This window comes from Streptomyces sp. NPDC085596 (assembly GCF_044541565.1).
Classification (GTDB): domain Bacteria; phylum Actinomycetota; class Actinomycetes; order Streptomycetales; family Streptomycetaceae; genus Streptomyces.
Genome location: NZ_JBITTC010000002.1, coordinates 37,594 through 50,339, shown reverse-complemented (window position 1 = coordinate 50,339; position 12,746 = coordinate 37,594). Strand labels below are relative to the sequence as shown.

At 71.7% G+C, this 12,746-nt stretch carries 11 protein-coding genes; 3 read left to right on the top strand and 8 right to left on the bottom strand.

Annotated elements, in window-relative coordinates:
- Positions 1-2: 2 nt before the first annotated feature.
- The 3 genes from ACIGA3_RS05685 to ACIGA3_RS05675 all read right to left on the bottom strand — a co-directional run bounded on the left by ACIGA3_RS05685 (position 3) and on the right by ACIGA3_RS05675 (position 3,514).
- The gene (locus ACIGA3_RS05685) at positions 3-1,346 is read right to left on the bottom strand and encodes an MFS transporter (RefSeq protein WP_399712427.1); all 1,344 of its coding nucleotides are present in this window, start codon (positions 1,344-1,346) and stop codon (positions 3-5) included.
- A gap of 68 nt (positions 1,347-1,414) precedes the next feature.
- Positions 1,415-1,870 (bottom strand): MarR family winged helix-turn-helix transcriptional regulator, encoded by a 456-nt coding sequence (locus ACIGA3_RS05680; RefSeq protein ID WP_399710905.1) that lies wholly within the window; start codon positions 1,868-1,870, stop codon positions 1,415-1,417.
- Between the two features lie 105 nt (positions 1,871-1,975).
- A complete protein-coding gene (locus ACIGA3_RS05675; protein WP_399710903.1) occupies positions 1,976-3,514 on the bottom strand; it encodes an AMP-binding protein in 1,539 nt (512 codons plus the stop codon).
- Between the two features lie 729 nt (positions 3,515-4,243).
- On the opposite strand from ACIGA3_RS05675, the gene ACIGA3_RS05670 reads away from it, so the two are divergent.
- Positions 4,244-4,924, top strand: coding sequence for a Clp protease N-terminal domain-containing protein (locus ACIGA3_RS05670; protein ID WP_399710901.1), 681 nt, complete (start codon positions 4,244-4,246; stop codon positions 4,922-4,924).
- Positions 4,925-4,931: 7 nt separating this feature from the next.
- Here the strand turns inward: ACIGA3_RS05670 and ACIGA3_RS05665 are convergent, their stop codons facing one another.
- Positions 4,932-5,777 (bottom strand): alpha/beta fold hydrolase, encoded by an 846-nt coding sequence (locus ACIGA3_RS05665; protein ID WP_399710899.1) that lies wholly within the window; start codon positions 5,775-5,777, stop codon positions 4,932-4,934.
- Positions 5,778-5,887: 110 nt separating this feature from the next.
- On the opposite strand from ACIGA3_RS05665, the gene ACIGA3_RS05660 reads away from it, so the two are divergent.
- Both ACIGA3_RS05660 and ACIGA3_RS05655 read left to right on the top strand, forming a co-directional pair.
- On the top strand, positions 5,888-6,010 hold the full coding sequence (locus tag ACIGA3_RS05660) for a putative leader peptide (protein ID WP_272919437.1): 123 nt from the start codon (positions 5,888-5,890) through the stop codon (positions 6,008-6,010).
- 124 nt (positions 6,011-6,134) lie between these two features.
- The gene (locus ACIGA3_RS05655; protein ID WP_399710897.1) at positions 6,135-6,998 is read left to right on the top strand and encodes a glutathione S-transferase C-terminal domain-containing protein; all 864 of its coding nucleotides are present in this window, start codon (positions 6,135-6,137) and stop codon (positions 6,996-6,998) included.
- Here the strand turns inward: ACIGA3_RS05655 and ACIGA3_RS05650 are convergent.
- From ACIGA3_RS05650 to ACIGA3_RS05635, 4 genes are all read right to left on the bottom strand, one after another.
- The gene (locus ACIGA3_RS05650) at positions 6,995-7,783 is read right to left on the bottom strand and encodes an N-formylglutamate amidohydrolase (protein WP_399710895.1); all 789 of its coding nucleotides are present in this window, start codon (positions 7,781-7,783) and stop codon (positions 6,995-6,997) included. The two genes, ACIGA3_RS05655 and ACIGA3_RS05650, sit on opposite strands and share 4 nt — an antisense overlap.
- A 15-nt stretch (positions 7,784-7,798) precedes the next feature.
- Entirely contained in the window at positions 7,799-8,920 is a 1,122-nt protein-coding gene (locus ACIGA3_RS05645) for a homoserine O-acetyltransferase (RefSeq protein ID WP_399710893.1), read from the bottom strand.
- A 23-nt stretch (positions 8,921-8,943) separates the two neighbouring features.
- Positions 8,944-10,308: a bifunctional o-acetylhomoserine/o-acetylserine sulfhydrylase gene (locus tag ACIGA3_RS05640; RefSeq protein ID WP_399710891.1), complete on the bottom strand. Its 1,365-nt coding sequence runs from the start codon at positions 10,306-10,308 to the stop codon at positions 8,944-8,946.
- Positions 10,309-10,505: 197 nt separating this feature from the next.
- Positions 10,506-12,725: an NADP-dependent isocitrate dehydrogenase gene (locus ACIGA3_RS05635; RefSeq protein WP_399710889.1), complete on the bottom strand. Its 2,220-nt coding sequence runs from the start codon at positions 12,723-12,725 to the stop codon at positions 10,506-10,508.
- Positions 12,726-12,746: the final 21 nt, after the last annotated feature.

The following is a 12,746-nucleotide window of genomic DNA, read 5'->3' as shown; positions in this document are numbered from 1 at the left end:
CGCTAGGCGGTGGGTCCGGTGCGGGTCACGCCGAGACCGCGCAGCGAGCGGTCGGCGAGCGTCACGGCGAGGAAGAGGGCGCTGACGGCGAGCATCAGCCAGGAGAGATGGTGCAGTCCGCCGGTGTCGGCGCGCTGCCCGAAGAGGGCGCCGCCCGCAGCGGCGGCGACGATGGCGCCGAGGTAGCCGAAGGTGCGCAGCAGTCCGGCGGAGGAGCCCATGCGCTCGGGGTCGGCCTGGTGGAAGACGGAGTTCTGCAGGGCCAGGCTGTTCAGGCCCTGCGGGACACCGAGGACGAGGACGACGGCCAGCAGCATCCACACCGGGCTGCGGTCGGTCAGGGTCAGCAGCAGAGCGCACGCGGCGAGCTGACCGGCGGACCCCACCAGGAGCTTGCCGCGGATCACCTGCCGGCGCCCGGTGAGCGTCGAGACGACCAAGGCGGTGACGAACAGCGGGAGTTGGACCAGCCCGGCCTGCGAGGCCGACAGCCCCCGGCCCTCCTCCAGCCACTGGGTGTACCCGTACAGGAAGGCGTAGCCGACGATGTACGCGAGCAGGGCGCGGGAGTAGGTGGCCAGCAGGGGGAGGTTGCCGCTCAGTACGCGCAGGTCGATGAAGGGCTGCGGTGTCCGTAGCTCGCGCCAGGTGAAGGCGGCCGCCGTGACGAGGGTCAGCACGGGCAGGTACCAGTGGGCGGCGCCGGGTTCCATGAGGAAGAGCAGCAGGCAGACCAGGGCCGTGGCGAACAGGCCCATGCCGGGCAGGTCCAGCGCGGCGAGGGGGTGCCGGTCCTCGGTACGGGGGGCCGGCGGGGTCGCGGGGAGGCGGCGGGCGCCGAGGTACAGACCGACCAGGGCCAGCGGGATGTTGACGGCGAGGGTGGCGCGCCAGCCGCCGACACCGATCAGCAGTCCGCCGAGGCTGGGGCCGATGACGGCGACGGTCTGGGTGGTGACGGCCAGCGCGGTGAGCACGCCCGTCGGGCTCTCCTGCCCGGTGCGCCGGGCCTCGCTGCGGATCAGGTACATGGCGGCCGGATAGCCGGAACAGGTACCGAAGCCGAGGAGTACGCGCGCGGCGATGAGCACGCCGAGACTCGGGGCGAGCATGCCCACGACCCCCGCGACACCGGTCAGCGCCGTGCCCACCAGGAACAGACGGCGCGGCCCGAAGAGGTCGATCAGCCGTCCGACGACGGGCTGGCCGATGGACGTGGCCAGATACAGGGCGGAGACGAGCCAGGCGGTCTGCGCGGGCGGTGCGCCGAACGCGGCGCCGATCGGCACCAGGGAGACCGAGAGGACGGAGGAGTTGACCGGGTTGAGTACGGACCCCAGCATCATCGGGGCGAGCAGGCGCCGGTCGAAGCCGTCGCTCTTCTTCGCCTTGCCGGGGGGCAGTTGGCGCAGGGTCACGAGCGGACGACCCGGTCCAGTATGGCCGCCGCCTCCAGCAGGGTCCGCCGCTCGGCCTCCGTGCACTGGTCCTCCAGCGCGCGGGTGAGCCAGCCCTCCCCGGCCCGCCGGCGGTCCTCCAGGAAGGCGTGCCCGCTGTCGGTGACGAACACCAGCTGCCGCCGCCCGTCGGAGGGGTCCTGCCGCCGGGACACGAGCCCGCGCTCCTCCAGCACGGCCACGGTCGCGGCCACCGACTGATGCCGCACCCGCTCGGCGGCGGCCAGTTCGCTGACCGACGCCTCCCCGTCCTTGTCGAGCCGGCTGAGCACGGACGTCTGCGACGGCGTCAGATCACCGGGGTCGTAACTCTCCCGCATCCGCCGCCGCAGCCGGCTGAACACCACCCGGAACTCGTGCGCCGCACGCACAGCGGATTCGGACACACCGGTGGTGGCGGGGATCTCGGTCATATCTGCAGGCTAACTTGCGCAGGCCAGGCTGCGCAAATATCCGGACCGGGCAGCCTGCTCCGGAAAGTGTCGCGGAGCAGGCTCTCGGGGGTTCGGGTGCTCGGGTCAGAGGGTCGCGCGGCGGCGGAGTTCCTTCTTGTCGGGCTTGCCGACGTCCGTGAGGGGGAGGGCGGGCGGGAAGGTGACGCGGGCCGGCTCGTACATGGCGCCGCGCTCGGCCCGTACCAGCGCGCGGAGGTCGTCGGCGGTCGTGGTGGCGCCGGGGGAGAGGAGTACTGCGGCGTGGACGCGTTCCATGCGGTCCTCGTCGCGCACGCCGAAGACCGCGCTCTGGAGAACGTCCGGATGGCTGTTGAGCAGGTCCTCCAGCTCGGTGGTGTACACATGGCCGCCGACCACGACGATCATGTCCTTGAGGCGGTCCACCACCGTCAGATAGCCCTCGTCGTCACGGAAGCCGATGTCACCGGTGTGCAGCCAGCCGTCCTGGAGGACCTCGGCGGTGAGTTGCGGCTGCTTCCAGTAGCCCTGCATGACCATGGCGGAGCGGACGCAGATCTCGCCGTGCTCACCGTTCGGCAGGACGTTGCCGTCCGGGTCCCGGATCTCCACGTCGACGCCGGGCAGGATCTTCCCGGCGGTGCGCAGGAGCGCGGGGTTGTCCGGGTCGTGGTCCATCGGGGGCAGGACGCTGATGAGGCCGCCCTCGTTCTGGCCGTACCCCTGCATCAGCACCGGGCCGAGGCGCCGTACGGCGTCGGCGATCCGCGCGGGGGAGGACTGGCAGCCGCCGTAGAGGACCTGGCGCAGGCCGGAGGTGTCGGTGTGCGCCATGTCGGGGTGGTCCAGCAACTGGTAGAGCAGCGGCGGCAGCAGCCACAGGTGGGTGATGCGCTCCAGCTCGATGGTGCGCAGCACCTGGCCCGGCTCGAAGTCGTCCAGCAGGACCACCGTGCCGCCGGTCTCCAGTACCGCGTCGGCGAGCATCCCGGCCGCGTGGGCGATGGTCGTGGCGACCAACTGGCGGTGCGCGCCGCTCTCTTCACCGGTGACCGGACGGGCGGCGCGTGTCTCCTGTACCTGGCGGTACGTGGTGCAGATGCCCTTGGGGTGACCAGTGGTGCCGCCCGTGTGGCGGATGCCGCAGATGTCGTCCGGCTCGGCCTGGCTGGGGAACGGTACGGCGTCCTCGGTGGCTGCGAGTGCCAACAGGTCCTCGGCGCTGTCACAAGGGCCCAGCGTCAGCACCGACTTGACCGGCACCGACTCGGTGATCTCCGCGGCCCGGTCGGTCAGCCGAGGGTCGACCACCAGGTCCCGCGTCTCCACGTCGGCGACGATCGCGGCCTGCACGTCGGCGGAGAGCTTGCTGTACAGGTGGTTGACCTGAGCGCCGATCAGATTGGCGGCGTAACGGACGGCTATCGCCTCGGGCAGGTTGCCGCTGAGCAGGGTGACGGTCTGGCCGCGCTCGATCCCCTGGGCCTGCATGGCCCACGCCATCCGGTGTACCAGATCGCGGAACTCCCCTGCGCTCACACGGTGTTCGCCGTGCACCAGGGCCTCGCGGGCGGGGTTCTCCCGCAGGGCGTCGAGGACGTCCTCCACCGGGTTGCGGAAGCGTGGGGCTGCGACGTCGGGCATGGGGGGTCCTCCTGGGCCGGCGCACACTGCGGGCCGGCCGGTTGTTGCTGTTGTCCTGTGGGGGGACGGGAAAGTTCCCGAAATAAAGGTTGCCTAGACCAACCAAGTCGACTCTAGGACGCCCGTACGGACGGCGCCAACTTCACGGACGCGAACGTCGACTATCGGCCGATTCGGCTAGGTCAATCGGCCAATATCGACCCCGTACACCCCTGTTGACCAGGGATGACGGTGCTGGGGGTGAGGTCCTGAGAGGGGCGAACAGCGTCGGTGCGCCGAGGGTGGGGGTGCGGGAGTCGGTTGGGGATGCCCTCGATGGAGGGGCGCAGTTGGCAGTTCGACGGTTGGCAGACTCCGCAGATGACTGCACCGACAGCTCTCGTCCTGTGGACCGGTTCGGGCAGGCGAGGGACGCGCCCATGTCGAGGTGTTCAGGTCGTGGTCGGAGACGAGGCGGCGGTAGCGGGTGCGTGTCGGTTCGTCGAGGCTTCGGCGGAGTCCCCCGTGGCCCGGAAGTGGCGCCGACCGGATTACCGAGGGAGTGCAAGGCGCCGACTGCACCCTCCCCGGCGGGCGACTCCAGTCGAGGACCTGGATGGGCGGGCAGTACCTCTCGTACTCGCGTCAGGGTGTCCGGCGATCGGATCACCCCTTCGAGGTCCAGACGTCCACGGCAGTGCGCGTCAATTTCATCTTGACGCTCGATGGTCGTCAACTTAGTCTTGACGCATGAGTCCACTCGACATCAATCTCGCCGACCTGATCGCCCGCCTCGACGAGGAACTCCCCGACGCCGGCGACCTCGCCCACATCAGCGAAGCGCGGCTGCGGGCGCAGACGTTGTCCGATCTCGGAGATCAGCTCATCGACCACTACGTGAGCAAGGCCAAGCGGTCCGGGGCTTCCTGGACCGAGATCGGGGATGCCATCGGGGTGTCCAAGCAGGCCGCCCAGCAGCGGCACGCGCCCGGGCCGTTCGAGCGGTTCACCGAGCTGAACCGGCACGGCATCGTGCTGGCGCAGGAGGCCGCGCGGACGCACAAGCACGAGTCCATCGGCACCGAACACCTGCTGCTCGGGCTCCTCGGGGAGCCGCAGGGGCTGGCGTACGAGGTGCTGGTGGCGAAGGCTGGTTCGGAGCAGCGCGTCCGGGACGCGGTCGCGGAGGCGCTGCCGCCGGCCGGGCCGAAAGCGCTGCGGGGGCACATCGCGTTCACGGAGGAGAGCAAGGCGGCCATCGAGCAGGCGCGGAACGCGGCGGCCGAGCTGGGTCACGACCGGGTCGGCACCGAGCACACGCTGCTGGGTCTGATCCGTGTCGACGGGAGCCCGGCCGCCCAGATCCTGCGCGACCTCGGCTTCACGCCGGACGAGCTGCGCGAGACGGTCGCCGTGCGGGGAGAGCGCTGACAGCGCATCACTTCACGGAATCCCAGAATCCCGTCAACGCCTCGATCACCGCCTCCGGTTCGTACACGTTCGGTGAGTGCCCGCCGCCAGTGATCTCCGTGTAGTGGGCGCCCAACTCGCGGGCCATCGAAGCTGCTTCGCGCTCCGGCCAGGTCTCCTCCGGGGTGCCGAAGACGACGGAGGTGGGGACGCCGGAACCGCGTAGCGCCGCGCTGCGGTCCGGCTCGGTGAGCATCTGCTCTGCGGCCAGGCGGAGGGCCTCCGGGGCGTTGCGGGACCAGCGGTCCGAGAGGAAGGCGACCACCTCCTCGGGGACTCCGCCCTCCTCGGGGCGGAGGAACGGCCACAGGTCCGGGACGGGGGTCGTGCGCAGGGCGTCCAGCAGGAGCTGCAGACGGCTTCGCGTCGACTCCGACACCGCCGCCGGGCCGAAGTTCAGCAGCGTCAGCGAGGCCCAAGTGTCCATGGGGGAAGGGGTGTTCAGCACAGCCAAGCGCGACACCAGCCCCCCGTAAGAGTGGCCCACCAGATGCACCGGGCCCAGCACCGCCGCCAGCGCGAGCACGTCCGACGCCAGATCCTCGGGCGCGTACGAAGGCGCCTTTGACGCCGGGCCTGTCTCGTACTGGCCCCGCTGGTCGATGGCGATCACCCGGTAGCCGGCCTCCGCCAGGCCCGGCAGCAGCGACAGGAAGTCCTCCTTGCTGCCGTTGAAGCCCGGTACCAGCAGGGCCGTACCGCGCTGGACGCCGTTCGGGGGAGTGGCCGTGAATGCCGCGAAAGTACCCCGGGCGGTGTCCAGGCGCACGCTCCGGACGCTCTCGGGGCGGGCGATCGAGAGGATCTGGCTCATGGGGGTGATGGTACGTAAGGGCCTGTCCCAGGGATGGACGCCCTCTTGACGCAGCGTGCGGCCGGGCCGACACTCCAAGTCGGGGAAGTCCAGCGAACAGGTGGGGACGCATGACGCGCCTGGAGACGGTGACCGGCCGCAGTGGCCGCACGCCGTGGCGCGCGCCCCTCCTCACCTCCCGCCTGCACATCGACCTGCTGCGTGTGTGCAGCGCCATCGGACCGCGCCACTGACCTGGGCCTTCGCCCGTTCACGCGCCCTCGTCCACCGCACTCCCACCCTCCTCTCTCACGTCCGCCGACGCTGTTCCCGCAGGCGCGCGCCACCGCGCGCCCTCGCCCCTGGGGAGACGTTCGTATGCCCATCACCGCGCCGACCGCCCTTCCGACCGTCCGGCACAGCTCCGCCTTCCGGGGGCGGCTCGGCCAGGACGCCCGCAGCGGCCACTACGCCGTGCCGCACCGCTACCGGCTCCACCTCTCCACCGCCGGCCCCGACGGACTGCGCCTCGCCATCGGCCACAGCCTGCTCGGCCTCGACGCGAGCTGTCCGGTCACCCTGCTCCCCGCCGTCCCCGACGCCCCGGACGGCGGCCACACCGCGCTCCAGCCGCTCTACGAGGCCAGCGCGCACCGCTACTCCGGCCCCGCGCATGCCCCAGTGCTCAGCGACGCCTGGTCCGGACGCATCGTCAGCACCCACGCGCCCGACATCCTGCGCGACCTGGACCTCTTCCCGCGCGCCGGCGGCGACCCGCTGCGGCCCTGCGGCTGGGAGTCCACCATCGACGCCGTGGAACGGCTCTGCGCCGAGGGCATCGAACAGGCCGCGCAGCGGGCGGGCCGCGCCGACGAGGACCCGGCCGGGCGGGCCGCCGCGCTCGACGTGCTCCTCGACACCCTGGGCCGGCTGGAGCGCTGGCTGACCGAGGAGGAGTACCTCGCCGGAGGCCGGCTGACCGCCGCCGACATCGACCTCTGGGTCTCCCTCGTCCAGCTCGACACCGTGCACCGCTGCCACCTCGACGCCTCCGCCGTGCACCGGATCACCGGCTTCACCGCCCTGTGGTCCTACGCCCGCCGCCTCGCCGCCCACCCTGCCTTCGGCACCCACCTCGACCTCGACGGCATCGCCCGCCGTCACCACGGCCGCTGCCAGGGGCTCGAAGCCGCGGGGGCCGCCGTGCAGATCCTGGACTGGGCCGCCCACGTCAAGGGCTAGCCCAGGGCGTCCAGCAACACGGCCAGCGCGCCCGCCAGTTGGTCCAAGCCCGCTCCGGGCGCCCCGCCGGGCTCCGTCATGTACGTGTCCCGGCGGATCTCCACCATCAGCGCGCTCACCCGCCGCTCCCGGCCGTAGTGCGCGAGGGGTACGTACGTCCCGGCGAACGGGCTGTCCAGCCCCGTCTTCCCGTAGGGCGAGAACGCCGACCGCGCCGCCGCCGTCAGTCCCGGCGGGGTGTGGAAGGGGTCCGTGCCCAGGCACACCGCCGGGCGCGGACCTTCGCCGTGCAGCTCGTAGGGGAGCGGGTGGGACGGGTAGGAGTGGACGTCGATCAACACCACCCGTCCGGCCGCGGCCAGCCGCTCCGACACCGCCTCGGTCATCGCGCGGGCGTACGGCTCGAAGTACCGCTCGATCAGCGGTTCCTGGGCGGTGTCCTCGGCCCGCAACGGCTCTCCGTGCGTGGTCCGGGTGTACACCGCGCCCATGCCCACCGCGCCCATCTCCTCCCGCTCGTCCGGGAACCGCTCCGGGTCCACCACCAGCCGGGACAGCCGGTTCACGAACCGCCACGGCCGCATCCCCGCCAACTTGGCCGCCCTTTGCGCCAGTTCGGCGGTGTGGGCGTCCGTGATGTGATCCAACTCCCGCTCCAGGGCGGCATCGTCGAGCAGTAGCCCGGCCCGCACCTCCGCCGGGATCGCCCGCGCGGAATGCGGTACGTGGAGCAGGACCGGCGACGCGGGGTCACCCGGCAGCAGCTCGAACGAGGGCTCGGACACATCGGCTCCCTGGGATCAGCGCAGCAACTCGGCCACCAGTCTGCCAACCTGCTCCGTCTCGATCAGGAACCCATCGTGCCCGTACGGTGATTCCACCACGCGGACCCGGTCCGCCGACGGGATCAGCGCGGCCAACTCCCGTTGCTGAGACAGTGGATAGAGCCGGTCGGAGTCCACCCCGGCCACCAGTGTCGGCGCCCGCACCCGTGCCAGCGCCGACCGCGCACCGCCCCTCCCGCGCCCCACGTCATGCGCGTTCATCGCCTCGGTCAGCACCACGTAACTCCCCGCGTCGAAGCGGCGGATCAGTTTCCCGGCGTGGTGGTCCAGGTACGAGCCCACCTGGTAACGGCCCCCGTGCCACGGGTCCTCGACGCCCTGCACAACCCGGCCGAACCGGGTCTGCAGCTCCGCCTCCGCGCGGTAGGTCACGTGGGCCACGCGGCGGGCCAGACCGAGTCCCTCCACCGGGCCGTGTCCGGTGCCGTGGTAGTCGCCGCTCTGCCAGTGCGGGTCGGTGCGGATGGCCCGCAGCTGGATGTCCGCCCAGGCGATGTGCTCGGCGCTCGCCGAGGCGGTCGTGGCGAGCAGCAGCAGCGCGCCGACCCGCTCCGGGTACGACACTCCCCACTCCACCGCCCGCATCCCGCCCATCGAGCCGCCGACGACCAGCGCCCACCGTTCGATCCCGAGGGCGTCCGCGAGCCCGGCCTCCGCCGCCACCTGGTCCCGCTGGGTCAGGAACGGGAACGCCCCGCCCCAGGCCCGCTCGGTGCCCGGACGGGGAGAGGCCGGACCGGTGCTGCCCTGGCAGCCGCCCAGGGCGTTCGGCGCGAGAACGAACCAGCGGTCGGTGTCCAGCGCCCGGCCCGGTCCGACCAGCGCGTCCCACCAGCCGGGCGTGGGATGACCCGGCGCGGCCGGACCCGCCACATGGCTGTCGCCGGTCAGCGCGTGCAGCACCAGCACCGCGTTGGACCGGTCCGGCGCGAGCCGCCCCCAGGTCTCGAACGCCAGGCGCACGCCCGGCAGTTCACCGCCCGCCTCCAGTGGCAGCGGCGTGCCGGCCGTATGCCACCGGCGGCGCCCGGCGGGGTCCCCGTCCCGCCAGGCGCCGGTGACCGCCGGGAGCGGCACGGGGCGGGCGCGCGGAACGGTGCTCAGGAGGCGCCCTTGGCCGCGCGGAACCCGGCCTCCAGGTCCGCCTTCAGATCGGCCAGGTTCTCGATGCCCACCGACAGCCGGACCAGCCCCGGCGCGGTACCGGTCGCCGTCAGCTGCGCCTCGTCCAGCTGGCTGTGCGTGGTGGACGCGGGATGGATGATCAGGCTGCGTACGTCACCGATGTTGGCGAGATGGCTGAACAGCTCCACCGCGTCCACGAACCGCCTGCCCGCCTCCACCCCGTCCCGCAGCTCGAAGGAGACGACCGCGCCGGAGCCGCGCGGCAGGTACTTCTGCCCGGCCTCGTACCACCGGCTGGACGTAAGGCCCGGATAGTGGACGGCGGCCACCTCGTCGCGGCCCTGGAGCCACTCGGCCAGGGCCAGGGCGTTGGAAGAGTGCCGTTCGAGGCGCAGGCTCAGCGTCTCCACGCCCTGGAGCAGCAGGAACGCCGAGTGCGGGGAGAGCGCCGGGCCGAGGTCGCGCAGCAGCTGCACCCGCAGCTTGACCGCGAACGCGCCCGGGCCGAGCGCGGGCCAGTAGCGCAGGCCGTGGTAGCTCGGGTCGGGCTCGGAGAAGTCCGGGAACCGCTCGGGGTGGGCGCCGAAGTCGAAGGTGCCGCCGTCCACCACCACACCGGCGATGGCGGTGCCGTGCCCGCCGAGGAACTTGGTCGCGGAGTGCACCACGATGTCCGCGCCGTGCTCGATGGGCCGCAGCAGATAGGGAGTCGGCACGGTGTTGTCCACGATCAGCGGCACGCCCGCGTCGTGCGCAACGTCGGCGACCGCCCGTACGTCGAGCACGTTGCCGCGCGGATTGCCCAGGGTCTCCGCGAACAGCGCCTTGGTGTTCGGGCGGATCGCGGCCCGCCAGGCGTCCGCGTCGTCCGGGTCGTCCACGAACGACACCTCGATGCCCAGCCTCGGCAGGGTGTGCCGGAACAGGTTGTACGTGCCGCCGTACAGGGAGGCGCTGGAGACGATGTGGTCGCCCGCGCCCGCCAGGGTCAGCAGGGCGAGCGTCTCGGCGGCCTGCCCGGACGCCAGCGCGACGGCGGCGACTCCGCCCTCCAGCGCGGCGATCCGCTGCTCGAACACGTCCTGCGTCGGGTTGTGGATACGGGTGTAGATGTTGCCGGGCTCGGCGAGCGAGAACAGGTCGGCGGCGTGCTGGGTGTCCTGGAAGACGAAGGACGTGGTCTGGTAGATCGGCGTGGCCCGTGCCCCGGTCGTCGGGTCGGGTACCGCACCGGCGTGGATCTGCCGGGTCTCGAAGGACCAGGCAGAGGTGTCGGGGCCGGCGGGCGGCTCGTCCGGGGTGTGACCGGCGGTGACCGAGTCGATGGGCTGGCTGCTCATGGTGCTCCTCGTGCGGTGCGGGCGCGGACTCGGGCACGAGAAAAGCACGGGCGGACACCCCCGGACAGCCCGGCACGAACCCTGACACGAGGACTTCATGTACGCCACATCCCCGCAACACGGCCGCAGCAGAGCCCCCATACGACCGTGCCCCGGCCGGAGGGAACCGGCCGGGGCACGTGCAAGCGCGGGAAGCGTCAGCTGAGCGAGGCGAGCGCCGCGTTCCAGGTGGCGGACGGGCGCATGACCGCGTCGGCCTTGGCCTTCTCCGGCTGGTAGTAGCCGCCGATGTCGGCCGGGGAGCCCTGCACCGCGAGGAGCTCCTCGACGATTCGCTGCTCGTCGGCCGCGAGGGCCTCCGCGAACGGGGCGAACGCCTTGGCCAGGTCGGCGTCGTCGGTCTGCTTGGCCAGCTCCTGCGCCCAGTACAGGGAGAGGAAGAAGTGGCTGCCGCGGTTGTCGATGCCGCCGACGCGACGGGTCGGGGACTTGTCCTCGTTGAGGAAGGTCGCCGTGGCGCGGTCCAGGGTGTCGGCGAGGACCTTGGCGCGGGTGTTGCCGGTGGTCTCCGCGTACTGCTCGAAGGCGGGGACCAGGGCGAAGAACTCGCCGAGGGAGTCCCAGCGCAGGTAGTTCTCCTTGACCAGCTGCTGGACGTGCTTCGGGGCCGAGCCGCCGGCACCGGTCTCGAACAGGCCGCCGCCCGCCATCAGCGGGACGACCGACAGCATCTTGGCGCTGGTGCCCAGCTCCAGGATCGGGAAGAGGTCGGTCAGGTAGTCACGGAGCACGTTGCCGGTCACCGAGATGGTGTTCTCGCCGCGGCGGATGCGCTCCACCGACAGCTTGGCGGCCTCGACCGGCGGCAGGACACGGATGTCCAGGCCCTCGGTGTCGTGCTCGGTCAGGTACTGGTTGACCTTGGCGATCAGGTTGGCGTCGTGCGCGCGGGTCTCGTCCAGCCAGAACACGGCCGGGTCGCCGGTGGCGCGGGCGCGGGTGACGGCCAGCTTGACCCAGTCGCGGATCGGGTCGTCCTTGGTCTGGCAGGCGCGGAAGATGTCGCCCTCGGCGACCGGCTGCTCGATGAGGACGTTGCCGTCCGCGTCGACCACGCGGACGGTGCCCGCGGCGCTGACCTCGAAGGTCTTGTCGTGCGAGCCGTACTCCTCGGCCTTCTGCGCCATCAGGCCGACGTTCGGGACCGTGCCCATGGTGGACGGGTCGTAGGCGCCGTTGGCGCGGCAGTCCTCGATGACGGCCTGGTAGACACCGGCGTAGGAGGAGTCCGGGATCACCGCGAGGGTGTCGTGCTCCTCGCCGTCCGGGCCCCACATGTGGCCGGAGGTGCGGATCATCGCGGGCATGGAGGCGTCCACGATGACGTCCGAGGGGACGTGCAGGTTGGTGATGCCCTTGTCGGAGTCGACCATGGCGAGGGCCGGGCCGTCGGCCAGCTCGGCGTCGAAGGACGCCTTGATCTCGGCGCCCTCGGGCAGGCTCTCCAGACCCTTGTAGATGCCGCCGAGGCCGTCGTTGGGGGACAGGCCGGCCGACTTCAGGGTCTGGCCGTACTTGGCGAACGTCTTCGGGAAGAAGGCGCGCACCACGTGACCGAAGACGATCGGGTCGGAGACCTTCATCATCGTGGCCTTCAGGTGCACGGAGAACAGGACGCCCTCCTCCTTCGCGCGGGCGACCTGCGCGGCGAGGAACTGCTCCAGCTCGGCGACGTGCATGACGGAGGCGTCGACGACCTCGTCCTTGCGGACCGGCACCGACTCGCGCAGCACGGTGGTGGTGCCGTCCTCGGCGACCAGCTCGATACGGAGCGTGCCGTCCTCGGCGATCACCGTGGACTTCTCGGTGGAGCGGAAGTCGTTCTCACCCATGGTGGCCACGTTGGTCTTGGACTCGGGGGTCCAGGCGCCCATGCGGTGCGGGTGGGTCTTGGCGTAGTTCTTCACCGAGGCCGGGGCGCGGCGGTCGGAGTTGCCCTCACGCAGGACCGGGTTCACGGCGGAACCCTTGATCTTGTCGTAGCGGGCGCGGACCTCGCGCTCCTCGTCGGTCTTCGGGTCCTCGGGGTAGTCCGGCAGCGCGTAGCCCTTGGCCTGCAGCTCGGCGACGGCGGCCTTGAGCTGCGGGGTCGAGGCCGAGACGTTCGGCAGCTTGACGATGTTCGCGGCAGGCGTCCTGGCCAGGTCGCCCAGCTCGGCGAGCGCGTCCGGGATGCGCTGGTCCTCGGTCAGGTACTCCGGGAAGACGGCGATGATGCGCCCGGCGAGCGAGATGTCGCGGGTCTCCACCGGGACACCGGCCTGCGCGGCGTACGCCTGGATCACCGGCAGGAACGAATGGGTCGCCAGGGCCGGCGCTTCGTCCGTGTAGGTGTAGATGATGGTCGAGTCAGTCACCGGGTGCTCCGCTCCACGTCT